The sequence below is a fragment of the Paraburkholderia sp. RL17-380-BIE-A genome, assembly GCF_046028085.1.
Lineage (GTDB): Bacteria > Pseudomonadota > Gammaproteobacteria > Burkholderiales > Burkholderiaceae > Paraburkholderia.
In genome coordinates this window covers 143,328-168,272 of sequence record NZ_JARESQ010000004.1, presented here as the reverse complement: position 1 = coordinate 168,272, position 24,945 = coordinate 143,328, and the positions used below count along the sequence as shown (strand labels likewise).

Sequence of the window (24,945 nt, the reverse complement as noted above, 5' to 3'; positions counted from 1 at the left end):
TCGTTTATCGTGTGGTCAGGATGGTTGTTTTCACTATGGAGTCACTGAACCTTCGGAGTCACTGAACTTTTCCCACACGCGGAGGCTTGCAATCTTTTCTGCTGGCCTCACCTATCGAACGAACTGATTCCACTCATGGGGAAATGAAATGTCAGGAACCCAACTCCTTCCGCCGGAACGCATTACGCTCCCGCTGCTCCCGCTGCGTGACGTAGTCGTCTTCCCGCACATGGTGATTCCGCTCTTCGTAGGCCGCCCGAAGTCGATCAAGGCTCTCGAAGCAGCGATGGAAGGCGGCAAGCACATCATGCTCGTCGCCCAAAAAACGGCTGCGAAAGATGAGCCGACCGAAAAGGACATGTACGAAGTAGGGTGCGTTGCTAACATCCTGCAAATGCTCAAGCTGCCCGATGGCACCGTCAAGGTGCTGGTCGAAGGCTTGCAGCGCGCGAAAACGCTTTCCATCGAAGAACAGGAAACGCAGTTCTCGTGCGAAGTCATGCCGCTCGAACCCGACCACGCCGACAGCGCTGAAACCGAAGCGCTGCGCCGCGCGATCGTGTCGCAGTTCGACCAGTATGTGAAGCTGAACAAGAAGATCCCGCCGGAGATCCTGACGTCGCTGTCGGGTATCGACGAAGCCGGTCGTCTGGCCGACACGATCGCGGCGCATCTGCCGCTCAAGCTCGACCAGAAGCAGCACATCCTCGAAATGTTCCCGGTCATCGAGCGACTCGAGCATCTGCTCGCGCAACTCGAAGCCGAGATCGACATCCTGCAGGTTGAAAAGCGCATCCGCGGGCGTGTCAAACGCCAGATGGAGAAGAGCCAGCGCGAGTACTACCTGAACGAACAGGTCAAGGCGATCCAGAAGGAACTCGGCGAAGGCGAAGAAGGTGCGGACCTCGAAGAACTCGAGAAGCGCATCACGGCTGCCCGCATGCCGAAGGAAGCCAAGAAGAAGGCCGACGCCGAGCTGAAAAAGCTCAAGCTGATGTCGCCGATGTCGGCTGAAGCGACCGTCGTGCGTAACTACATCGACACGCTGATCGGCCTGCCGTGGCGCAAGAAGAGCAAGGTCAACAACGACCTCTCGAATGCGGAGCGCGTGCTCGACGAAGACCACTTCGGTCTCGAGAAAGTGAAGGAACGCATTCTCGAGTATCTCGCGGTCCAGCAACGTGTCGACAAGGTTAAAGCGCCGATCCTGTGCCTCGTTGGGCCTCCGGGTGTTGGTAAGACGTCGCTGGGTCAGTCGATCGCTCGCGCCACGAACCGCAAGTTCGTGCGTATGGCGCTCGGCGGCGTGCGCGACGAAGCCGAGATTCGCGGCCACCGTCGTACGTACATCGGTTCGATGCCCGGCAAGATTCTGCAAAGCCTGACGAAGGTCGGCGTGCGCAATCCGCTCTTCCTGCTCGACGAAGTCGACAAGATGGGTCAGGATTTCCGCGGCGATCCGTCGTCGGCTCTGCTGGAAGTGCTCGATCCGGAACAGAACCATACGTTCGCCGATCACTACGTTGAAGTGGATTTCGATCTGTCGGACGTGATGTTCGTGGCGACGTCGAACTCGCTGAACATTCCGCCGCCGTTGCTCGACCGGATGGAAGTGATCCGTCTGTCGGGTTATACGGAAGACGAGAAGGTCAGCATCGCGCAACGTTATCTTTTGCCCAAGCAGAAGAAGAACAACGGCCTCAAGGACGGCGAGGTCGATGTGACGGAAACCGCGATCCGCGACATCATTCGTTACTACACGCGTGAAGCGGGCGTACGTTCGCTCGAGCGTGAAATTTCGAAGATCTGCCGCAAGGTCGTGAAGATGCTTCTGCTGAAGAAGGCGGAAGGCGCGGTGAAGGTGGACGGCAGCAACCTCGACACGTTCCTTGGCGTGCGCAAGTACGACTTCGGTCTGGCTGCGAAGGAAAATCAGGTTGGCCAGGTCACGGGTCTTGCGTGGACGGAAGTGGGCGGCGATCTGCTGACCATTGAAGCCGCGGTGATGCCGGGTAAGGGCAATGTGATCCGTACGGGTTCGCTCGGCGACGTGATGAAGGAATCCGTCGAAGCGGCACGCTCGGTGGTCCGTTCGCGCTCGCGTCGTCTCGGCATCAAGGACGAAGCGTTCGAGAAGCAGGACATTCACATCCACGTGCCGGAAGGCGCGACGCCGAAAGACGGTCCGTCTGCCGGTATCGCGATGACGACCGCGCTGGTGTCGGTGTTGACCGGTATTCCGGTGCGTGCCGATGTCGCAATGACGGGCGAAATCACGCTGCGTGGCGAAGTTCTGCCGATCGGTGGCCTGAAGGAAAAACTGCTGGCGGCGCATCGCGGTGGTATCAAGCTGGTGCTGATTCCGGAAGAAAACGTTAAGGATCTGACGGAGATTCCGGACAACGTGAAGAACGCAATCGAAATCGTGCCGGTCCGGTGGATCGACAAGGTGCTCGAACTTGCGCTCGAACGTGTGCCGTCGGCGTTGCCGGATGAAGAGCCGAAACCTGCTGCGCCGGTTGCAGCGGAGCCTGGCAAAGACGCCGCAGCAACTGAAGTCGTGAAGCACTAACGCACTCTGCAACGAAGCTGCTTGCTGGAACAAAACCCGCGGTCACGGCCGCGGGTTTTTTATTGTTCGCTCAATGTCGGCGAGTAGTTTCGTGAGACACGTTTTCCCATCTATTGAGCAAAGCCTTGATGCGTCGGCCGATTGGTTGTGTGCGCATCGAATTGCGGCAACATCCGGTTATAAAAAGCCCGCTTGAAAACCACTCGAATCAGGCTCAACCCCGCTTGACACAAGGGTTTCGGCCAATTCTAATGATTGCGCCCGGCGTTGGCCGCCGGCCGCGTGATATCAGGCGCTATAGAGCGCCGTCACGATCGCCATAACATTCTCGGGGGTTGGGATGAATAAGACGGAATTGATCGATCACATTGCACAGGAAGCCGACATTTCGAAGGCAGCGGCAGGCCGTGCACTCGACGCGGTGATCGGTGGTGTCAAAGGTACGTTGAAGAAGGGCGGTTCGGTCACGCTGGTCGGTTTCGGCACGTTCGCGGTCGGCAAGCGTACCGCGCGCACCGGGCGCAATCCGCGCACCGGCGCCGCCATCAAAATCAAGGCAGCAAAGGTTCCTAAATTTAGGCCTGGCAAAGCTCTGAAGGATGCGCTAAACTAATGGGCTCGCTGCTTGAGGGAAGTCGGTAGACAGAAGTCACGCAGCGGCAGCACTGAATCGTGAAACGGGTGCTTAGCTCAGTTGGTAGAGCGGCGCCCTTACAAGGCGTAGGTCGGGAGTTCGAGCCTCTCAGCACCCACCAGTTTCAGATTCGGCTGAATGTTTCAGCGCAGCGCAGTTGCTGCATAAGGAGTGGTAGTTCAGTCGGTTAGAATACCGGCCTGTCACGCCGGGGGTCGCGGGTTCGAGTCCCGTCCACTCCGCCAGTATCCTCGAAAGGCGAACTCCGGTTCGCCTTTTTTATTGCCCGCTGTTGTAAGATCGGGCGTTCTGTTTTTGGCACTCCTCACGCATGCTCGATTTTTTCCGCAATCACAAACGCCTGATGATGTTTATGCTCATCCTCGTCATTGTGCCGGGGTTGGGTTTTGTGGGTATTCAGGGCTTTCGCGGCTTCTTTGACGAAAGTGCAAACGTCGCGAGCGTCAACGGTCACAAGATCACGCGCGCTGAATACGATAACGCGATGCGTCAGCAACTCGACCGTGCCCGTCAGATGCTCGGCGCTCAGTTCGACATGAAGTCGTTCGACACGCCGGAGCGTCGCAGCGAGATGCTCGACGGCCTGATCGAACAGCGTGTGCTGGCCGATGAAACGCAGCGCCTGCACCTGACCGCATCTGACGACGCCGTGCGTCGCGTGCTGCTCAACGATCCGGTGATCTCGTCGCTGAAGAATCCTGACGGCACGATCGACGTCGACCGCTACAAGCAGCTGCTCGCCATGCAAGGCATGACGCCCGACCAGTACGACGAACGCGTGCGCTACAGCATCGCGACGCAACAGTTGCCGGCCAGCATTCAAGGCAGTGCGTTCACGTCGAAGACGCTCGCGCAGCATCTGACCGAACTCGCGGAACAGCAGCGCGAAGTGCAGGGCATCGCGTTCCATCCGCGCGATTACGCGGCGAAGGTGCAGCCTACCGACGCTCAACTGCAAGCGTATTACGACGCGCATCGCAATGAATTCGCCACGCCGGCCACCGCCACGATCCAGTATCTCGTGATGTCGCCGGCAACGCTCGCCGCTTCCGTGCAGCCGAGCGACGCCGACCTGAAAAAGTTCTACGACGACAACATCGCGCACTACCGTACCGACGGTCAGGTGCGTGCGAGCCACATCCTGATCGCAGCGCCGAAAGACGCGAGCGCGGCCGACAAGGCCAAGGCGAAGCAGAAGGCCGACGAGTTGCTCGCGCAGATCAAGGCGCATCCGGACCAGTTCGCGCAGATCGCACAGCAGAATTCGCAGGATCCGGGTTCGGCGTCGAAGGGCGGCGATCTGGGCTACTTCGGCCGCGGCATGATCGCGGGCGGCCAGGCGTTCGACGACGCTGTATTCGCGCTGAAGAAAGACGAAGTCAGCGGCATCGTGCAGACCGACTTCGGCTATCACATCGTCAAGGTGACAGACGTGAAGCCGGCCGTTACGAAGCCGTTCGACGAAGTGAAAGATCAGATCTCGAAAGACCTGAAGACGCAGTTGGCAAGCAAGGCTTTCAGCGACGATTCAGAAGGCTTCACGTCGATCGTCTACGAAAAGGCGAAGAGCCTCCAGCCGGCTGCCGACAAGTACAAGCTGCAATTGCAAACCGCTACCGTCACGCCGCAGCCGGACCCGAAGCTTGCACCTGACAGCCTGCTGAACAACGCGAAGTTCCTCGCCGCGGTGTTCGCGAACGACGCGGTGACGGCGCGCAACAACACGCAGGCCATCGACGTCGGCGGCAATACGTTGATCGCGGCGCGCGTGACCGACTACAAGGCGGCAGCGGTGCCGTCACTCGAGGCCGTCAAGGACGCCGTGCGTCAAAAGGTGATCGCGGTTCAATCGAACGACGCGGCTCACAAAGACGGCGTGGCCAAACTCGCCGAGTTCGAGAAGTCGAAGGCGACCACGGGATTCTCGTCGTCGCTTAAGGTATCGCGCAACGACGCGCAGGGCGTGCCGCCGGCGGCATTGAGTGCAATCTACAAGGCGGACGCGCAAAAATTGCCCGCTTATGTCGGTGTGGATCTGGGTGACGACGGCTATGCGATCTATCGTGTGAACGCGGTGGTAGCCGGCACGACGGTCGATCCGCAGCGTTTGGCCGCAGCACAGCAACAGATCGCGCAGGTCGATGCGCAATCTGAAGCAGAGGCGTATGTCGCAGCGGTGCGCGCGCGTTCCAAGGTGAAGTTCTACGGTTCGCTCGACAGCAGCAATGCGCAAGCAAGCGGCGAGTAACGCCCACGCGTAAGCCTACGCGCGAACGCAAAAAAGCCCCGCTATGGCGGGGCTTTTTCATTTGACGAGTGCAAGCTCGTCAAACGGTTGGCAGCAGCGCGTTACAGGCAGCCGCTGATTGCACTCGTGGCGTCGCTGCCCGCGGCGCCATTGGCGCGGAAGCCGACCCACGTGCCCTTGCCGGTGTACGAAGGACGTACGACAGCGGCGGCGCCGTTAGGCGGCTGCTGACCCGGAACATACACATCCATGGCTTGGTCGTTAGCCAGCGTGTCTTGCGACACGACTTGTTGCTGCGAGCTGTCTGCCCATTTTTGCGCGATGCAGGTGGCAACAGCCTTAGGCGGCTGCTGGCTTTGCCCAACGGACTGAACGCCAGCAGGCGGTTGAGCGGCACAGGCGGAAATTGCCACGGTCAAAGCGATTAACGGTAAATATTTCACGTTATCTCCTCAAAAGTCGCTCAAAATCGAGCCGGGCTACACGGGATTACGAAAGTGTCAGAGAGAACTTACCGATCCGCGTTCCCGAAGTTCTGGAAACAAGTTGTTAGCAGGCTTTTCAGCGCGGCGAACTTGTGCGAAGGAGTGGCTTGACTGCGGGCCACACGTTGTTAAGTAGCACTGGCTGTGCCTGCTGGGTGGGATGAATCTGATCGGCCTGGAACATCTCCGGTTTGTCGGCGATGCCGGCAAGCAGAAACGGCACAAGTGGCACGCGCAGTTGCTTCGACAACTCGCCGTACAGGCCGTGGAACTTTTGCGTGTAGTCGGGGCCGTAATTGGGTGGCACATACATGCCGATCAGTACGACTTTCGCGTGACCTTGCTGAGCCTGCTCGATGATCGTGCGCAGGTTGTCTTCGGTGGTGGAAAGCGGCACGCCACGCAATGCGTCGTTGGCGCCGAGTTCGACGATCACGATGCTCGGCTTCAGGCGCTGCATGAGCGCGGGTAAGCGGGCGCGTCCGCCGCTCGTGGTGTCGCCGCTGATGCTCGCATTGGCGACGCTATAATCGATTCGCTCGTCGGTGAGGCGCTGGCGCATCAACGCAACCCAGCCAGTGTCGCGGGGCAGGCCGTATTCGGCGGAGATGCTGTCGCCGAGCACGACGATCACCGGCTTGACCGGTTCGGGCGCATTGGCGGCCCGGGCCGCGAAGCTCGCTGAAAACAGGGTGGCGGCCATCACGGTGCAGCCGCAAGCCTTCGTCAGCGCCGTGGCGCGAGACGTCATGGCACGCACTTTCAACCTACGCTTCACCATGCTAAACAAAACTGATCCAGTCATTGAAGTGCGGGGTTTGTGCAAGAAGGTTAAGGATGCAACGGGCGAACTGACGATTCTCGACGACATCGATCTTGCTATCGCTGCCGGCAGCAGTGTGGCGATTGTCGGTGCATCCGGGTCGGGCAAGTCTACGCTGCTCGGCTTGCTCGCAGGATTGGACAGCGCGAGTTCGGGCTCGGTTCGGCTGCTCGGCCGAGAACTCGGCGAGCTGAACGAAGACGAGCGGGCCGCATTGCGTAGCGGCTCCGTCGGTTTCGTGTTCCAGTCGTTTCAACTCATGCCGCATTTAACGGCGCTCGAAAACGTCACCTTGCCGCTGGAACTGCAGGGCGGCATCAGCACCCGCGAAGCTGCGACGCGTGCGCGTGGCTTGCTGGAGCAGGTGGGCCTCGGCAAGCGGACCGGTCACTACCCCAAGCTGCTGTCGGGTGGCGAGCAACAACGTGTGGCGCTCGCGCGTGCGTTCGTCACGCATCCGGCGATCCTGTTCGCCGACGAACCGACCGGCAGTCTCGACGCGGCCACTGGTCACGCGGTGATCGATCTGATGTTCGAAATGAACCGCGCGAACGGCGCGACGTTGATTCTCGTCACGCATGACATCGAACTGGCGCGCCGCTGCGATACGACGGTGACGATCGAGGCGGGGCGTCTCGTGTGAGCGAGCCGTGGGCGCAACGGGCGTCGCTGCCAAAGCAAAAGCGGGCCACAGGGGCCCGCTTTTTCATTGCGGAAGCTACTGTGTCGGCAGGTGAGCGCACTGAACAGCTTTAGCGCAGAGTCGAAACACATTCAGCGCAAATTCATCACCGGCCCATCACCGACTCGACGGCGCGATGCGCCGTGCCGCTCACCGTCACTTCTTCAACGCCGCGCGTGCCCGCGCGATCAACGCGGACGTCGACGAGTCATGCTTCTTTTCATCGACGCTCGGCGCGGTCAGATCAGCCTCGACCACCTTGCCGAGGATCTTGCCCAACTCGACGCCCCATTGATCGAACGGGTTGATATTCCACACCGAGGCTTGCACCAGCACCTTGTGCTCGTATAACGCGATCAAGGCGCCGAGCGAACGTGCGGTGAGCGCATCGACCAGCAGCGTGCTGGTCGGGCGGTTACCCGGAAACACAAGGTGCGGCGCCAGCTCCGGCTTGTCCGCGCCGGCCACTTTCTTCGCTTCCTCGAGCGTGCGGCCGAGCATCAACGCTTCACTTTGCGCAAAGCAATTAGCGAGCAGCTTCGGATGATGGCTGACGAGCGGATGCTCTGGCGTCAACACGGCGATGAAATCGATCGGCACGATCGTCGGACCCTGGTGCAGCATCTGGAAGAAAGCATGCTGACCGTTCGTGCCCGGTTCGCCCCACGTCACCGCGGCGGTCGGATAGTCGACCATCGCGCCGTCGAGGCGCGCGGACTTGCCGTTGCTCTCCATTTCGAGCTGTTGCAGATACGAGGGCAGGAAATGCAGTGCTTCCGAATACGGCGCGACCAGGTAGCTTTGCGAGCCGAAGAAGTTGCGATACCAGATGCCGATCATGCCGAGCAGCACCGGCAGATTTTTTTCGAGCGGCGCGTCGCGGAAATGCTGGTCCATCTCGTCGGCGCCCGCGAGCAGTTCGCCGAACTGCTGCGGTCCGATCGCGATCATGATCGACAGCCCCACCGCCGACCACAACGAATAGCGCCCGCCGACCCAGTCCCACATCTCGAACACGTTCTCTTTCGCGATGCCGAACTTGACCACTTCCGCGGGATTGGCCGACACGCCGACGAAGTGTTTCGCCAGCGCGCTTTCCGGGCAGCCTTTCTCGACGAACCAGTCGCGCAGCGAGCGCGCGTTGGTCATGGTTTCGAGTGTGGTGAAAGTCTTGGAGACGATGATCGCGAGCGTTTCTTCCGGATCGATCTGCTGCATCACGTTGTACAGATCGGCGCCGTCGACGTTCGACACGAAGTGCGTGGTGATCTCCGGTGTGGCCAGATGATGCAGCGCGTGCACGACCATCTTCGGCCCGAGGTCCGAGCCGCCGATGCCGATGTTCACCACGTAGCGAATCCGCTTGCCGGTATAGCCTTTCCACTCGCCGCTGCGCACCTGATCGGAGAACGCGGCCATCTTGGCGCGCTCGGCCTGAATCTGGTCGTAGAACGGCGCTTTCGGATCCGTGGCGCGCAGCGCCGTGTGCAGCGCGGCGCGGCCTTCCGTCGGGTTGACGACTTCACCCGCGAACATGGCGTCGCGGCGTTTTTCGACGCCGGCTTCGCGCGCGAGTTGCACGAGCAGTTTCAGCGTCTCGTCGGTGATGCGGTTCTTCGAGAAATCGGCCGCGAGACCGCCGCCCGCGAACGCAAAGCGCTCGGCACGGGTAGGAGCGGGATCGTTCTCGGGGGCGAACCAGTCGCGCAGGTGCGCATCGCGAATCTTCTCGTAATGCGTTTGCAGCGAGGACCAGGAGGGGAGCGAGTTCTGGGTCATAGCGTCCGTCTAACCAAGGGGCACGAAGAAAGGCGCGCGCGTGAAGCGCTGCCGAGGATGATGCAACGATGCTGTTAGAGCGAGGCCGCGCGGCCGGGTTCGCCGCGGGTGGCGGCGAAGCTTCGGCCGAAATTTCGGGGAAACTTAGTCGTCACCCGTGCTTGCTCCGACGCGCGGCGCAGTCAGTCAGTATAACGGCGTTGCGTGACGGGCGGCAGCGCTTTGGACGGTGCGCCCATAGGTTGGGACGAACGCTTTCAGGACTCCGCTGCCGGATAGAACAGACGGTTCAGCAAGGTGCGCACCATCGGCGCCAGTTCGCCCGCGGTCAGGCCCGCGGGACCGTGGCCTTGTGCGCTCAGCGTGTCGGCGGCGAGGCCGTGCAGATAGACGCCCGCAAGCGCCGCTTCGTAGCGCGGCAGATGTTGCGCGAGCAGCGCGCCGATGATGCCGCCGAGCACGTCGCCGGTGCCGCCCGTCGCGAGCGCGGCGTTGCCGGTCGGATTGATCGCGAGACGGCCGTCCGGTGCCGCGACGACCGTGCCGGTGCCTTTCAGGACCACGACGCTGGCAAAGCGTGCGGCAAGCGCGCGTGCCGCGGTGAGGCGGTCGCGCTGCACGCCCGGCGCGTCGGTGCCGAGCAGGCGCGCGGCTTCGAGCGGGTGCGGCGTGAGGATGCACGGATCGCCCTGTACGCCGCGCGCGGTGACTTCGGCGGCGAGCGAGGGATCTTTCGCGATCAGGTTCAACGCGTCCGCGTCGAACAGCTTGGGCACGTCGAGGCGCAGCACGTCGTGCATGACCTGGGTGGCGCGGTCGCGATGACCCATGCCGCAGCCGACTGCGAGCGCGTCCATCTGATCGAGTGGTAGAGCGTCGATCGCATGCAGCATGAGTTCGGGGTGCGGCGGGTCGTAGGGCGGGGCGCCTTCGCCCAGAAGCGCGACGTGTACCTTGCCCGCGCCGCTGTAAAGCGCCGCGCGCGAAGCGAGAATCGGCGCGCCGCACATGCCGGTGTCGCCGCCGACCACGGCAAGGCTGCCGAAGCTGCCCTTGTTGGTCGCGAAATCACGCGGCGGCAAATAGGCGGAGAAGAGTTCGGGCGCGTTCAGTTGGACGGCCGTACGGCCGCTGGTGTCCACGCCGATCGGCGCGACGGTGACCGCGCCCGCGAGGTCGCGGCCTTGCGCGGTGAAGAGTCCCGGCTTGGCGCCGATGAAGGTGATCGTATGCGTGGCATGGACGGCGGCGCCGTCGCCATTGGCTACGACCGTGCCGGTGTCGCTGTCGAGTCCGCTCGGCACGTCGAGCGCCAGCACGCCGCCTTTGCGGGGGCGCGTTTTTGTTCGTTGCGAGAGGCGGCGCGCGACGTCCGCGAAGACACCTTCGAGCGGACGTGTCAGACCGATGCCGAACATGCCGTCCACGAGCCACGTATAGCCGTCGAGCGAGGCGGGCACTGTTGCGGTGATCGCGACGCCCGCCGCGCGCGCCGTATCGAGAGCCCAGCGGGCGTCGTCCGGTTTTACTTCGACCGGCATGCACAGTTCGACGGCAATGCCGGCTTCGTGCAGTTCCGTCGCGAGAATCAGCGCATCACCGCCGTTATTGCCCGGCCCCGCGATGAGCCACACCTTCTGTCTGGATTTGCCGATCGAGGTGTCGCGGGTGATCTGCTCCTGCAGGAAGCTCGCGGCGGATTTCCCGGCGCGCGACATCAGCGTGTGCTGCGGCAACGCTGTCGCCGCCTGGGATTCCGCGATTCGCAGATCAGTCAGCGTCAGTAGCGGCAATGCGCGGTTGTGCGGGCTGATGAGCGTTGGCGGCGTGTGGTCGGCATCTGTCATGGCGGGGCTCGGCGGTTCACCTGGAGCCAGGTGAGAAAGCTTGGGAATCGCTATGGTAGTGCCGATAGGCGCCCGGCGGGCGCCTCTTGCGGCGCGCTCATGCGCGCGCCCGCCTCACAGTCAGTGGAAGCGGCCCGCTCATGCGCGCGCCCACCTCGTTCAGTGGAAGCGGTCCGCGCGCAATGCGGCCAGCGTGTCCGCGGGAACGTCCGGCGTGCCGCCCGAAATCAGGTCGGCAACCAGTTTGCCGGCCCCGCAGGCGAGGCCCCAGCCCGCAGGGCCGTGACCGACATTGACGAAAAGGCGCGGATGCAGCGCATTGCCGATCACCGGCAAGCCGTCCGGCGACAGCAGTTTGGCGCCTTCCCACGGCAAGGCCGCGGAGATGCGCGCCGCGCCCGGAATCCAGTCGTGCGTGGCCTGGCCGAGCAGGGCGAGCGCTTCTTTCGTCACGGCTTCGCCCAGCGGCTTGTCGATCTGGCCGGCGCTTTGCAAAACCGCGCCGCCCGCGATTCGCAGGCGATGGTTCATCCGGCTGATCGCGATCCGCTTCACCGCGTCCACGATGGCGACGTGCGGCGCGCATTCCTCATGCGCGATCGGTGCGACCAGCGTGTGCAGGCGCAGCGGATGCAGCGGCAGCCGCAAGCCAAGGCGCTCGAGAAGAGGCAGGCTGCCGTGGCCCGCGGCCACGACCACGGCGTCGGCGTGGATGACATCCACTTCGCGCGAGCGGGATGCCGCGCCCGGCCGCGGCGCCAACTCGACCGCGGCGCGCTGGCCTTCGAGGCGGATCGAGGAGACTTCGCTGCCCAGCATGAACTGGACGTCGCCCTGGGTATCCAGCGTCTGTTTGATCAGTTTCGTGAACAGCGGGCAGTTGGCCGTGCGCTCCTGGTCGAACAGCACGCCGCCCGCGAATTCCGGCTCCGTGCGTACGGAATGCTCGAACGCGGCGCATTGCTCGGGTGTCAACTCGTGGTGCGGCACTTCGAAGAGCCGGAGCAGGCCGAGGGCCGGCCGCGTCTGTTGCCACTCCTGTTCAGAGCGCACCAGATAGAGCACGCCGCTTGCCTGTTCGAACTCGAGCCCGAAGCGCGCTTCCATGTCGGCCATGGTGTCGCGCGACAGCTCGATCAGCGGTCGCAGCAGTCCGAATTGATGGCCGAAAGCGTCGGGGTCCTGTAGTTCGGCGAGTTGTTTGACCAGCTGGCGCGCCGGTCCGTTGAAACCGGTTTTATTGACTACGCCGTTCTTGGCGTTTTGACGGCTCGCCATGAAGGTCGGGCCGAACCAGACGTCCAGCGGGGTGGGCAGGACGGTGCCGCCGTGTCCGTAGGTCGCGCCCTGCGCGACAGTGGCGTGGCGCTCGACGACGCATACCCGGTGGCCGGCCGCGCGCAGTTGATAAGCGGTGGCGACGCCCGCAATCCCGCCGCCAATGACGATGACATCCATGTTCTGATTCGATTTGCCGACGGGGCGCCGAAGCGGCGTATTCCCATTGAGCGTGACATGCGGCGCGCTGCCCGGCCTGCTCGGGCCGTCCGCGCCGATCTGGTGAAAGGGCGAATGATAGCAGTCAAACCGGCCCGCCTGCCACGCGCGCGGCGCGGGCTCCGGCCGCGGCGGGCGGAACGGCGAGGGCCCCGGAGCGCACGGGACGCGTCGTCGTCCTTCGTGATCCGTCGCGGCCGCGGCGAGTGCCGGTGCTGCTCAGAGGCTCATGCCGTTGCCTGCGCGCGAATGAACATGCCGTAGTTTTCGGCGTTGTCGGTAGCTATGTCGCTGTTCCGTGCCGCGAGGCCGGCGACGGCGGCCGGGCCATACAGGTGATCCTTGGTGTTGCCGATGTACGGGAAATGGCTCAATTCATGGGCGATCGTCGCTTCCGGCGTGTTGGCGCCGAACGCGTGATCGAAGAAATGCGGTTTGAGGTTGATCTGATGCGGCGCACTGGATTGCACGTGCGCCAGCTCCGAGTTGTCGTGCGCAGCGCCGAGGACGAAGGTGAACCGGTCGTGCGACATGGCGTGCTGCATGCGGGTGAAGACCTGTTCGACTTTCTGCACGTTCCGCTGAGTCGGGCTGCCGAACCAGCGCGCAAAGTTGCTGTCCGGATGACCGGATTCGAGCTTGTCGAGCGCGCTGTCGATCATGCGCTTCACGTGTTGATAGGCGCGGTTCACTATGCCGCCTTGCGCCGGCGTGAATCCGATCAGCGCCGGGGTCTGCGCGGAGCCGGGGGCGGGTTGATCGTAGTCGGTATTGCCGCTGTTGTTGTCGGGCGCCTGGATGTCGCCACTGTCGCCGCCTGTGGGCATGGAGGGCTGGCCGCCACTATCGCCGATGGGCGCGGGGAGTTGGGCGCCGCCATCGCCGGTAGGCGCGGAGGGCTGGCCGCCGCCATCGCCGATGGGCGCGGGGAGTTGGGCGCCGCCGTTGCCGATAGGCGCGGAGGGTTGACCACCACCGTTGCCGATAGACGCGGAGGGTTGACCACCACCGTTGCCGATTGGCGCTGAGGGCTGGCCGCCGCCAGTTGCCGGCAGCTCGCTGCCGCCGTCGCCATTACCCGGGAGTGGCGATGACGCCGGAGCGCCGCCGGCCACGGGTGGAGGCATCGTGTGGCCCGCAGGTTCGGGCGTGAGACCCTCGGCGTCCGTCGAAGGAGGTATGTTGTCGGGCTTTTCGTGCCAGGCGATGCGTTTGTGCTTGCCGTTTACGTCCCAGACGTCACGGATGTGGTTGCCGTTCGCGTCCCACGTGTCGCGTATATGGTTGCCGCTCGAATCCCATTTGTCGCGAACATGTTTGCCGCTTTCGTTCGAACTCTCGCGGATGTGTTCGCCGTTGGCGTCCCAACTCTCGCGGATGTGTTCGCCGTTGACGTCCACGCTGTCGCGAGTGTGCTTGCCGTCCGAGTCCCATGTGTCGCGAATGCGGGCACCGTTGACGTCTACGCTGTCGCGAGTGTGCTTGCCATCCGAGTCCCACGTGTCATGAATAGGGGCACCTTTGACGTCCACGCTGTCGCGAGTGTGCTTGCCATCCGCGTCCCACGTGTCGCGAACCGGATTGCCTTTGGCGTCCTTGGTGTCCCGGACCCGCTCACCCGAACCGTCCAGCGTATACGGCACCGCCGTGCCGGCGATGCGCTCAAGCGGCTCAGCCCCGCCTCCAACCCTCGGTGCCCGGTCGTCCGTCTTGCCGTGTGGAGTCCAGTCCGGCGCATTGCCAATCGGCGCACGTAGCGTCTCGTCCGGCGCATGGATGCGAGGCGCCTGCCGCGCGGGTGCTGCGGCCATGCCCCGCGGCGGCTGCATCAAGGCCAGCGGATGCGAAGTCTGATGGGTACTGCCATAGCGGTTCACGTTCATGACATGCCTGTTCAGATGAGTTTGCGGTTCGCGCCGCGGGTGGGTTCGCGCATCACGCGGCCCCGCCGACGCGTCCGGGCGAATGAATTGCCCCACTTGCGCGTCGATTAAAGCATCGGCATGTCGACGGGATGTCGTATCGGAAGAACACATTCGCAAGCACGCGGCCGCCGGCCGCCCGGACACGCCGCGTGGCCGCCGGAAGCCCGTTCCCGGGGTATAATCTCGGACTTCCGTTCCGCCTCACGTCGCCTTCACGCGCGATTCATCGGCATCACTCATCGGCATCATTAGCGACGCAACGTCAAGTCCATGGCCCACTTCTCGTGTTTCCCCGGCGCTTCGGCCCTTTCCGATTTCCGTCAAACCCGCCTGCTCGAAACGCTTACGCGCATCGATCCGAACATCACCGGCGTGCGCGGGCAATACCTGCACTTCGTCAACGCCCAGACGCCGCTCTCCGCTGAAGACAACGCGAAGATCGAAGCGCTGATGCACTACGGCGATCCGCTCGAAGAAACCAAAGAGCGCGGCACGGCCGAGACCTTCCTCGTGGTGCCGCGTTTCGGCACGGTGTCGCCGTGGGCGAGCAAGGCAACGGATATCGCGCATCTGTGCGGCCTCACGCAGGTGCGTCGCATCGAGCGCGGCGTCGAGTACACGGTCACGCTGAAAAGCGGCCTGCTGGGCGGCAAGAAGGCGCTCTCCGACGAAGCCCGCGCGGCCGTCGCGGCGGCCTTGCACGATCGCATGACCGAGAGCGTGTCGCCGTCGCGTGACCACGCGCTGCACCTGTTCGACGAACTGCCGGCCAAGCCGCTGCAAACCGTCGACGTGCTCGGCCAGGGCCGCGGCGCGCTGGTGGCGGCGAACACGGAACTGGGCCTCGCGCTCGCCGAGGACGAAATCGACTACCTGGTGGACGCGTTCACGAAGCTCGGCCGCAACCCGACCGACGTGGAACTGATGATGTTCGCGCAGGCCAACAGCGAACACTGCCGCCACAAGATCTTCAACGCGGACTGGACCATCGACGGCGAAAAGCAGGACATCTCGCTGTTCAACATGATCCGCAATACCGAGAAGCTCAATCCGCAAGGCACGATCGTCGCCTACTCGGACAACTCGGCGATCATGGCGGGCGGCATGGCCGAGCGCTGGTTCCCGCGCACGCCCGCCGACCTCGGCGCGAGCGAATTGCCGGAGCACTATCGCCGCAGCACCGAACTCACGCACACCTTGATGAAGGTGGAGACGCACAACCACCCGACCGCGATCTCGCCGTTCCCGGGCGCCGCGACCGGCGCGGGCGGCGAAATCCGCGACGAAGGCGCGACCGGCCGCGGCGCGCGTCCGAAGGCGGGTCTGGCGGGCTTCACGGTGTCGAATCTGGAACTGCCGGACGGCGTCGAGACGTGGGAAAACGCGCGCGATGCCGCACAGCCGCTCGCGCACCGCAATCCGGACGACAAGCACGAAGCGTATGGCCGGCCCGACCGCATTGCTTCGCCGCTGCAGATCATGATCGACGGCCCGCTCGGCGGCGCCGCGTTCAACAACGAATTCGGCCGGCCCAACCTGGGCGGCTATTTCCGCGCTTACGAGCAGAATGTCGCGGGTCTGGTGCGCGGCTATCACAAGCCGATCATGATCGCCGGCGGCATCGGCAATATTTCGGACCAGCACACGCACAAGCACGATCTGCCGGAAGGCTCGCTGCTGATCCAGATCGGCGGTCCGGGCATGCGCATCGGCATGGGCGGCGGCGCGGCGAGTTCGATGGCGACCGGCACGAACACCGCTGAACTCGACTTCGACTCGGTCCAACGCGGCAACCCGGAAATCGAACGCCGCGCGCAGGAAGTCATCAATGCGTGCTGGCAGCTCGGCGAGAAGAACCCGATCCTGAGCATTCACGACGTCGGCGCGGGCGGTCTCTCCAACGCCTTCCCGGAAGTGGTGGACGGCGCCGGCAAGGGCGCGCGCTTCGACCTGCGCAAGATTCAACTGGAAGAGAGCGGCTTGTCGCCGCGCGAAATCTGGTCGAACGAGGCGCAAGAACGCTACGTGCTGGCCATCGCGCCGGCCGATCTGCCGGCCTTCGAAGCCATGTGCCAGCGCGAGCGCTGCCCGTTTGCCGTGATCGGCACGGCCACCGCCGAGCGTCAACTCAAGCTGATCGACTCCGAACAGAACGACGACACCGCGCACCAACCGGTGGACATGCCGATGGAAGTGCTGCTCGGCAAGGCGCCGCGCATGCATCGCGACGTCAAACGCGTCGAGCAGAAGCTCGAACCGGTCGACGTCACCGGCCTCGCGCTGTCGGATGTGGCGACTAGCGTGCTGCGTCACCCCACGGTGGCGAGCAAGTCGTTCCTGATCACGATCGGCGACCGCTCGGTGGGCGGCACGACCGCGCGTGACCAGATGGTCGGCCCGTGGCAAGTCCCGGTGGCCGACGTCGCAATCACCACCATGGACTATGCGGGCTTCCGTGGTGAAGCCATGACCATGGCCGAGCGCACGCCGCTTGCCGTGATCGACGCGCCGGCGTCGGGCCGCATGGCGGTCGGCGAGGCGGTGACCAACATCGCGGCGGCGCCGATCGCGTCGCTCGACAAGCTCAAGCTGTCGGCAAACTGGATGGCCGCGTGCGGCGCAGCGGGCGAAGACGCCGCGCTGTACGACACGGTCAAGGCGATCGGCATGGAATTGTGCCCGGCGCTCGGCATCAGCATTCCGGTCGGTAAGGATTCGCTGTCCATGCGCACCAAGTGGGAAGACCGCGGCGTCGCGAAGGAAGTGGTCGCGCCGGTCTCGCTGATCATCTCGGCGTTCGCGCCGGTCGAAGACGTGCGCCGCCATCTCACGCCGCAACTGCGCCGCGCGAGCGACGTGGGCGAATCGGTGCTGATCGCGATCGACCTCGGCCGCGGCAAGCATCGCCTGGGCGGCAGTATTCTCGCCCAGGTCACGCAGCAGGTCGGTGACACGGTGCCGGACGTGGACGATCCGGAAGACCTGAAGCGTTTCTTCGCCGCGATCCAGGCCCTGAACCAGGACGGCAAGCTGCTCGCCTACCACGACCGTTCGGACGGCGGCCTGTGGGCGACGGTGTGCGAAATGGCGTTCGCGGGCCACGTCGGCGTGTCGTTGAACGTCGACATGCTGGTGCTCGATCCGACCCATGAATCCGATTACGGCGACGCCAAGGACTGGGCGAAGCAGACCAGCGGCCGCCGCGAAGACCGCACGATCCGCGCGCTGTTCACCGAGGAACTCGGCGCTGTCGTTCAGGTGCGCGCGACCGAGCGTGACGCGGTGTTGGGCGCACTGCGCGAACACGGCCTGTCGGCGTGCTCGCATGTGATCGGCAAGCTCAACGAGCGCGACACGATCGAAATCTATCGCGACGCCAAGAAGATTTACGAAGCGCCGCGTACCGAACTGCATCGCACGTGGAGCGAAGTGAGCTGGCGGATTTCGCGGCTGCGCGACAACCCGGCTTGCGCCGACGCCGAATACGAGGCGCTCGCCGACGCGGCCGATCCTGGCATCACGCCGGTGCTGAGCTTCGATCCGACGGAAGACGTCGCCGCGCCGTTCATCGGCAGGAGCGCGCGTCCGCGTGTGGCGATTCTGCGCGAGCAGGGCGTCAACTCGCACCTCGAAACGGCTTACGCATTCGACCGCGCCGGCTTCGACGCGCACGACGTGCACATGAGCGACCTGCTGACCGGCCGCGCCAATCTGGCGGATTTTGCCGGCGCGGTGGCGTGCGGCGGCTTCTCGTACGGAGACACGCTGGGCGCCGGTGAAGGCTGGGCGAAGGCGATCCGCTTCAACGCGCAACTGGCCGACATGTTCGCCGCGTTCTTCGGCCGCGAAGACACATTCGCGCTCGGCATCTGCAACGGCTGCCAGATGATGAGCAGCCTCGCCTCGATGATTCCGGGCGCTGAAGCCTGGCCTAAGTTCACGCGCAACAAGTCGGAGAAATTCGAAGCGCGCTTCTCGCTGGTCGAAGTGCAGGCATCCCCGTCGATCTTCTTCAACGGCATGGAAGGCTCGCGCATTCCGGTGGCGATCGCGCACGGCGAAGGCTACGCGGACTTCTCGCAGCAAGGCGATGCGTCGAAGGTCGCGGTGGCGATGCGCTATGTCGATCACCGTGGTCAGGCGACCGAGCAGTATCCGTTCAACCCGAACGGTTCGCCGAACGGCATCACGTCGGTGACGACGCCGGACGGTCGCTTCACGGTGCTGATGCCGCACACGGAGCGCGTCCATCGCGCGGTGCAGATGAGCTGGCATCCGGAAGGCTGGGGCGAGGGCGGCACTGACGCGAGCCCGTGGATGCGCGTATTCCAGAACGCGCGCCGCTGGCTGGGTTGATGATGTGACGCGCCGCGGCGGCTGCGCCGCCGTGGCGCGAGCAAGCCGGTCAGGGCCCGCGCCGCCCGTTTTGCCGCAGTAGTGAGAAAGACGAGCGACACCCGCCGCGTATCCGCTCTGGTACGTGAAAGGCGTGCGCTCCACAATCTTCTGCTGTTCGTACCCGATCGGGTACGAAATCGACGCATAAACCGCTAATACGCCATTTCGTACCCGCTCGGGTACGAAATCAGGTCGACACCCTTGTACCGTGGCATAATGTTCCCGAGCGGGTACGAACGTACAAAGGGGTGACAGTGCCGCAATCCGACGTTTTCATTGACGACATGACGGCGCTCGGCGATCTTGTCCGGGCATCGAGGCTCGCCCAAGGGCTGACACGCGACGACGTCGCCATTGCGACGGGTCTGTCGCCCAAGTTCATCACGCATATCGAGGCCGGTAAGCCCACAGCGCAGATCGGCAAGGTGCTGCATCTCCTCAGCGAACTGGGCATCAGGCTGCGCGCGCAAGTTTCCGTGGACATTCCCCCAGGCTCGGCCACCAAGGCGCTTCATCGCAGGCGGACTACGCATGGCCGCTAGAACGCTCGTCGCCTATGCGAACGGCCTGCGCGTGGGCACCGTCAGCGATGACAACGGTATCTGGTCATTTACCTACGACAAGGACTGGCTGGGTCGTGAGGACGCGTTTGCGCTTTCACCCGCATTCCCGCTGAATGCCCAGCCTTTCATAGACGCCTCGAGCCAGCGGCCTGTGCAATGGTTCTTCGACAACCTGTTGCCGGAAGAGGAAATGCGCATTGCGCTCGCTCGCGAAGCCAAAGTCGATGCGAGCGATGCGTGGGGGCTGCTTGCTTATTACGGCCGTGAATCGGCGGGTGCCTTGACGCTGCTTGCAGAGGGTGAACAGGAGGCATCGAGCGGTCTGCAGCCTTTGTCATACGCGAATCTGGAGGCGCGCATCCAGGTCATGCCGCAGCATGCGCTTACCGCCACGGCACCTAAACGCATGTCCGCGGCGGGCGCCCAACAGAAGCTGCTTCTGACCTTGCGAGGCGACGCGCCGGATTACGCGCTCTTCGAGCCTGTGGGCAGTGAGCCGTCCATGCATCTGCTCAAGCCCGACATGCGAAGCACGGGCTATCCCCACTCGGCGATCAACGAATTTTTCTGCATGCGTCTTGCCCGCGCAATGGGTGTGCGCGTACCGCCTACGCATTTCTTGCGCGTGCCTTCGGCCTGTTACGTGATCGATCGCTTTGACCGTGACACGACCAGCGAGCCGGCTCGGCGACTGCATACCGTCGACGCCATGCAGTTGTTGAACTACGACCGCAGCTTCAAATATCAGAACGCGACGGCGCAGGTACTCAGTGATGCCATCGAAAAAACGAGCACTCGGGCAATGGCGCGTCTCGATGTTTTTCGATGGGCGGTCTTCAACGTGCTGATTGGCAACGCCGACTCGCATCTGAAGAACCTCTCGTTCTTTGTCAGCCCGCGCGGCTACATGCTGGCTCCGTTTTACGATCTGGTGAGCACGGTCGTCTACCATACGCCGACCTACCAGCCGCAACAGCGTGACCGTTGGCCGCGCTGCGACCTGACCATGCCCGTGGGCGACGCCACGCAGTTCGCAGACATGTCCAGAAAGAACATGCTTGCATTCGGCGAGGCGCTTCGTCTCGCGCCAAAGGGCTCGGAAAAGCTGCTGGATGACATGCTCGTCACGCTCGACGCACGTGTGGCCGACACGCGGCGCGCCGTCGACGAGATCGCGCGGCCGCATGCCGGCGAAGTCCGGCTGCTCGACTCGATCGTGGCGATGCCGCTTGCGGAGATGAGCGCAGCCTTGCGCAAGTAAGTGCGGCGGTTACGCCGGGACGGTCAATCCCAATCCCAAATGAAAAAGCGCTGTTCAGTCATTGACCGAACAGCGCCTTGCGCAGACTCGAATGCCGCTGTTCAGCAGAAGCGCTAATGCGAAGCGCCACGTTGATCCAGCGGCCAACTCCGCTTACTGAATCTTCGCGTTCTTACGCAGACCTTCTTCGAACGCTTGCAGTTTTTCCTGCTGGATCTGTTGCACGATCTGCGGGCGCACCTGTTCGAGCGGCGGAGGCGTAATGCTGCGCACGTCGTCGACACGGATGATGTGCCAGCCGAATTGCGTATGCACCGGCGTGTCGGTCATCTGGCCTTTCTGCAGATGCGTGGCCGCGTCCGCGAATTCAGGTACGTAGGCCTTCGGGTCCGACCAGTCCAGATCGCCGCCGTTCTTGCCCGATCCCGGATCCTTCGAGTATTGCTTGGCCAGGTCTTCGAAGCTCGCGCCGGCCTTGATCTTCGCGATCAGGTCTTTGGCCTGCTGTTCGTTGTCCACGAGAATGTGGTGCAGGTGATATTCCTTGCCGCCTGCGTCCTTGATCAGCGCGTTGTAGCGTGCGGTGACTTCGGCGTCGGTCGGCTGGTTGTTCTTCACGAAATCTTCGATCAGCGCGCGCAGCACGACGGTTTGCTGGGCGACGGCGATTTGGGCCTTGATGTCCGGACGGTTCGGCAGGCCACGGCGCAGCGCTTCCTGCATCAGGATCTCGCGGTTCACCAGCTCTTCGCGGACAGCCGTTTGCAGTTGCGGCGTATTTTGCTGGCCTTGATGGACCAGTTGATCGATCAGCGCGTCGGCACGCGCTTTCGGAATCGGCGTGCCGTTCACGACGGCGATGTTCTGTGCGAATGCAGGTGCGGCCGCAAATGCAGCCAGCAATACCCAGAGGCGGGTTTTCTTCAAGGTCATCGAAAATTTTCCTAGCGGGGCAACAAAGCGAATTCTTCGGGCGTGTACGCCGTGATTGCAAGGGCGTGAATGCCGCGCTGCATGGCATCGGCCAGCGCATCATACACCATGCGATGCCGCGCCACGCGGGCCTTGCCGGCAAATGCGGCAGCCACGATCGTGACACTGAAATGACCGCCGGCCGAGGCGCCGGCGTGGCCTGCGTGCTGCGCGCTGTCGTCGGTGATCTGGATGGAAGTGACCGGCGCGAGGGCGGCGACGAGGCGGGCCTCGATCAGCGCGGCGCGCTCGGCGGTGGTGGCGTGCATGAATACATCGGCATTGCTCGTCATGTCATTCTTCCTTCATATACTTCGACAGCCACAAACTCTGTCCGACGATGAACACGACGAGGCAGCCGGTTGCGCCGAACAGCTTGAAATTGACCCACTGGTCGGTCGTGTAGTTGTACGCGACGAACAGATTGACGAGTCCGAGCAGCACGAAAAAGATCGCCCACACCACATTCAGCTTGCCCCAGATCGCATGCGGCAGCGTGATCTGCTTGCCCATCATCGCCTCGATCAGGTTCTTGTTGAAGGCCAGTTGCGAGACGATCAGCGCGACCGAGAAAGCCCAGTACAGCACGGTCGGCTTCCATTTGATGAACGTGTCGTTGTGCAGCACGAGCGTGGCGCCGCCGAACACGGTGACGACGCCGAGGCTCACCCACAGCATCGGGTCGACCTTACGGTGGCGGAAAGCCACCCATGCGATCTGCACCAGCGTGGCGACGATCGCCACTGCCGTCGCCGTGAAAATGCCCCAGATCTTGAAGGCGACGAAGAACAGGATGATCGGGAACAGATCGAACAGGAATTTCATTATCTGGTCGGGGAATCGGAGAGCGAATCGGAGAATAGGGACGCGGTGCGGAACGGGTCGACCGGATCGACCGGCTCGCAAGCCGGATGAAGGGTGTCGCGGCCGGCGTGCGCGCGATCGAGCAGACGCCGGTCGGCAACGTGCCGGACTCCGCGCTGCGTTACTTGGGCTCGAATTGTAACGCAGCCGAATTGATGCAGTAGCGCAGGCCGGTCGGCGCGGGTCCGTCTTCGAATACGTGGCCCAGATGCGCACCGCAGTTCTTGCATTGCACCTCGATGCGCAGCATGCCGTGCGAGCGGTCGGTTTTCTCGGCGATCACTTCGCCGTCGATCGGCTTGAAGTAGCTCGGCCAGCCGCAACCGGCGTCGAATTTGGTGTCCGATTCGAACAGCGGCGTGCCGCAACAGACGCAGTCATAGATGCCGCGGTCCCAGTGGTCGTGATAGCGGCCTGTGAACGGGCGCTCGGTGGCCGCGTGGCGCGTCACCTGATATTCGATGTCGGAGAGCTGCTTGCGCCATTCGGCGTCGTCTTTCTGCACGGCGGGGGCGTCGGTGTTGAGTTCGTCGGGCTTGTTCATGGTCGGGTTCCTGTCTCGGGCTTGTTTTGGGGGCGGCTAGATGCTCAGGCGGATTCCGCTCGCTGCGTGTCTACACACAATCGGCTGCGATCGGCTGGAATCGCGCGAAATCAGCCGGTATGCGTCGCGTCACGACGAGCAGCTCACTTCCAGCGAACTCGCCCAGTCCGGCGGCAACCCGGCATACGCTTCGTGCTCGGGCTGTTCGTCGAACGGACGGCGCAGCACGGCCGCCAGTCGTTCCACTTCGGAAAAATCCTTCTCTTTCGCGCGGCGGATTGCCGTTTCCGCCAGATGATTGCGAAGTACGAATTTGGGGTTCACACGGTTCATTGCAATGGCGCGGGCGGCGTCGTCGCGTGTTTCCTCGGACAGCCGCGCGCGATAGTCGTTCACCCAGGCGTCAAAGGCGGCGCGATCGAGGAACAGGTCGCGCACCGTGGCGTCGCCGCTCGCGTCGTGCTTCGATACGCGCGCCAGATTGCGGAAGGTCAGCGTGAAATCAGCGCGATTGGCGTGCATCACTTCGAACAGGCGATTGGCGAGGGCGTCGTCGCCGGGACGTTCGGTTTCGAGGCCGAGTTTCGCGCGCATGCGCCGCTCCAGTGCCGGCGCGAAACGGTCCTTGAAGCCGCCGAGCACGCGCTGCGCGTCTTCAATCGCCTTGTCGCCGCGCACGCTTTCCTCATGCTTTTCGCCCAGCAGCGGCAACAGGCCTTGCGCGAGGCAGAAGAGGTTCCAGTAAGCGATCTGCGGCTGCATTCTGTACGCGTAACGGCCTTGCGAATCGGAGTGGTTGCAGATGTAGCCGGCGTCGAAGCCGTCCATGAAACCGAATGGACCGTAGTCGATCGTGAGACCGAGGATCGACATGTTGTCGGTGTTCATCACGCCGTGGCAGAAGCCGACCGCCTGCCACTCGACCATCAGGTCGGCGGTCGACATCACCGCTTCGTTCAGCAGCGCGAGATACGGATCGTCGGCTTCGCGGCAATGCGGATAGAAGCGCTCGATCACATGATCGGCGAGCGCACGCAGTGCGTCGGTGCGATCGTTCGAATAGAAATGCTCGAAGTGGCCGAAGCGCACGAAGCTCGGCGCCACACGCGTGACCACGGCGGCCGTTTCGACCGTCTCGCGCCGCACCGGCTGATCGGAGCCGATCACGCACAGCGCGCGCGTGGTCGGAATGCCGAGGTGGTGCATCGCTTCCGAACATAGATACTCCCGGATCGACGAACGCAACACCGCGCGGCCGTCGCCCATGCGCGAATAGGGCGTACGCCCCGCCCCTTTGAGCTGCAGCTCGAAGCGCCGGCCGTTATGTTCGACTTCGCCGAGACCAAGCGCGCGGCCGTCGCCGAGCTGGCCCGCCCACACACCGAACTGGTGGCCTGAATACACCGATGCGTAAGGCAGCGCCTGCTCCGGCCATTCACGCGTGGCGTTGCCGGAGAACAGCTCGGCGAAGCCCGGATCGTTCTCGAGACCGGGCTCTAATCCGAGCAGCGCGGCGGTTTCAGCGGAGAACCCGACCACGTACGGCGCGCTGAGCGGCGCCGCGGGCAGACGCGTCATAAAGACGCTGCCGAGCCGCGCGAACGCGCTCTCGGGCACATTGGTGAGCGAGTCGGAAAGAGCCGACAAAGGCCCGGATAACCCTGCAATGCTTGGGGAAAACGACATGTTGAGCGCCTCTGGATTAACCGATATTGTAAGTCCGCGCCCGCGGAGCTGCTGGCCGGCCCTGTATCCCTGCCGCATCGAGCCTGCAGGAGCCGTTTGCCGCATTTCCTCTGCATTTTGCTGACGGCGCGTCGAGGCTGAGGC

At 63.4% G+C, this 24,945-nt stretch carries 18 protein-coding genes and 2 tRNA genes; 9 read left to right on the top strand and 11 right to left on the bottom strand.

Going from position 1 to position 24,945, the window contains the following annotated elements:
• The first annotated feature begins 148 nt into the window (after positions 1-148).
• From lon to P0D68_RS08165, 5 genes are all read left to right on the top strand, one after another.
• Positions 149-2,572: an endopeptidase La gene (gene lon, locus P0D68_RS08185; protein ID WP_091794388.1), complete on the top strand. Its 2,424-nt coding sequence runs from the start codon at positions 149-151 to the stop codon at positions 2,570-2,572.
• Between the two features lie 340 nt (positions 2,573-2,912).
• Positions 2,913-3,185, top strand: coding sequence for an HU family DNA-binding protein (locus tag P0D68_RS08180; RefSeq protein WP_091794386.1), 273 nt, complete (start codon positions 2,913-2,915; stop codon positions 3,183-3,185).
• Positions 3,186-3,251: 66 nt separating this feature from the next.
• A tRNA-Val gene (locus P0D68_RS08175) sits at positions 3,252-3,327 on the top strand.
• Positions 3,328-3,374: 47 nt separating this feature from the next.
• Positions 3,375-3,451: transfer RNA gene (locus P0D68_RS08170), tRNA-Asp, on the top strand.
• 86 nt (positions 3,452-3,537) lie between these two features.
• Positions 3,538-5,475, top strand: coding sequence for a SurA N-terminal domain-containing protein (locus tag P0D68_RS08165; protein WP_408292857.1), 1,938 nt, complete (start codon positions 3,538-3,540; stop codon positions 5,473-5,475).
• Positions 5,476-5,576: 101 nt separating this feature from the next.
• Here the strand turns inward: P0D68_RS08165 and P0D68_RS08160 are convergent, their stop codons facing one another.
• On the bottom strand, positions 5,577-5,918 hold the full coding sequence (locus P0D68_RS08160) for a hypothetical protein (protein ID WP_091794382.1): 342 nt from the start codon (positions 5,916-5,918) through the stop codon (positions 5,577-5,579).
• A gap of 118 nt (positions 5,919-6,036) precedes the next feature.
• Positions 6,037-6,711, bottom strand: coding sequence for an arylesterase (locus P0D68_RS08155; protein WP_177204985.1), 675 nt, complete (start codon positions 6,709-6,711; stop codon positions 6,037-6,039).
• 28 nt (positions 6,712-6,739) lie between these two features.
• Here P0D68_RS08155 and P0D68_RS08150 point away from each other — a divergent pair, with 28 nt between their 5' ends.
• Positions 6,740-7,426 (top strand): ABC transporter ATP-binding protein, encoded by a 687-nt coding sequence (locus P0D68_RS08150; RefSeq protein WP_007182003.1) that lies wholly within the window; start codon positions 6,740-6,742, stop codon positions 7,424-7,426.
• Positions 7,427-7,621: 195 nt separating this feature from the next.
• Here the strand turns inward: P0D68_RS08150 and pgi are convergent, their stop codons facing one another.
• The 4 genes from pgi to P0D68_RS08130 all read right to left on the bottom strand — a co-directional run bounded on the left by pgi (position 7,622) and on the right by P0D68_RS08130 (position 14,471).
• Positions 7,622-9,244 (bottom strand): glucose-6-phosphate isomerase, encoded by a 1,623-nt coding sequence (gene pgi / locus P0D68_RS08145; protein ID WP_408292853.1) that lies wholly within the window; start codon positions 9,242-9,244, stop codon positions 7,622-7,624.
• A 257-nt stretch (positions 9,245-9,501) separates the two neighbouring features.
• A complete protein-coding gene (locus P0D68_RS08140) occupies positions 9,502-11,091 on the bottom strand; it encodes an NAD(P)H-hydrate dehydratase (protein ID WP_408292850.1) in 1,590 nt (529 codons plus the stop codon).
• Positions 11,092-11,250: 159 nt separating this feature from the next.
• Positions 11,251-12,549 (bottom strand): FAD-dependent oxidoreductase, encoded by a 1,299-nt coding sequence (locus P0D68_RS08135; protein WP_408292847.1) that lies wholly within the window; start codon positions 12,547-12,549, stop codon positions 11,251-11,253.
• A gap of 266 nt (positions 12,550-12,815) precedes the next feature.
• On the bottom strand, positions 12,816-14,471 hold the full coding sequence (locus P0D68_RS08130; RefSeq protein ID WP_408292844.1) for a M35 family metalloendopeptidase: 1,656 nt from the start codon (positions 14,469-14,471) through the stop codon (positions 12,816-12,818).
• A 312-nt stretch (positions 14,472-14,783) separates the two neighbouring features.
• On the opposite strand from P0D68_RS08130, the gene purL reads away from it, so the two are divergent.
• From purL to P0D68_RS08115, 3 genes are all read left to right on the top strand, one after another.
• Positions 14,784-18,869, top strand: a complete 4,086-nt coding sequence (gene purL, locus P0D68_RS08125) for a phosphoribosylformylglycinamidine synthase (RefSeq protein ID WP_408292841.1) — start codon at positions 14,784-14,786, stop codon at positions 18,867-18,869.
• 296 nt (positions 18,870-19,165) lie between these two features.
• Entirely contained in the window at positions 19,166-19,453 is a 288-nt protein-coding gene (locus P0D68_RS08120; RefSeq protein ID WP_408292838.1) for a helix-turn-helix domain-containing protein, read from the top strand.
• Positions 19,443-20,735 (top strand): HipA domain-containing protein, encoded by a 1,293-nt coding sequence (locus P0D68_RS08115; protein ID WP_408292835.1) that lies wholly within the window; start codon positions 19,443-19,445, stop codon positions 20,733-20,735. The genes P0D68_RS08120 and P0D68_RS08115 overlap by 11 nt, the downstream gene beginning before the upstream one ends.
• 153 nt (positions 20,736-20,888) lie before the next feature.
• On the opposite strand, the gene P0D68_RS08110 is transcribed toward P0D68_RS08115, so the two are convergent.
• The 5 genes from P0D68_RS08110 to P0D68_RS08090 form a co-directional block, all read right to left on the bottom strand.
• Complete coding sequence (locus P0D68_RS08110; RefSeq protein ID WP_091794366.1) at positions 20,889-21,668, bottom strand: peptidylprolyl isomerase; 780 nt, start codon at positions 21,666-21,668, stop codon at positions 20,889-20,891.
• An 11-nt stretch (positions 21,669-21,679) separates the two neighbouring features.
• Positions 21,680-22,000: a BolA family protein gene (locus P0D68_RS08105; protein WP_408184670.1), complete on the bottom strand. Its 321-nt coding sequence runs from the start codon at positions 21,998-22,000 to the stop codon at positions 21,680-21,682.
• A gap of 1 nt (position 22,001) precedes the next feature.
• Positions 22,002-22,532: a septation protein A gene (locus P0D68_RS08100; protein ID WP_091794362.1), complete on the bottom strand. Its 531-nt coding sequence runs from the start codon at positions 22,530-22,532 to the stop codon at positions 22,002-22,004.
• Positions 22,533-22,692: 160 nt separating this feature from the next.
• Entirely contained in the window at positions 22,693-23,115 is a 423-nt protein-coding gene (msrB, locus tag P0D68_RS08095; protein WP_091794360.1) for a peptide-methionine (R)-S-oxide reductase MsrB, read from the bottom strand.
• A 129-nt stretch (positions 23,116-23,244) separates the two neighbouring features.
• Positions 23,245-24,801: a protein adenylyltransferase SelO gene (locus P0D68_RS08090; RefSeq protein ID WP_408292831.1), complete on the bottom strand. Its 1,557-nt coding sequence runs from the start codon at positions 24,799-24,801 to the stop codon at positions 23,245-23,247.
• Between the last annotated feature and the right edge of the window lie 144 nt (positions 24,802-24,945).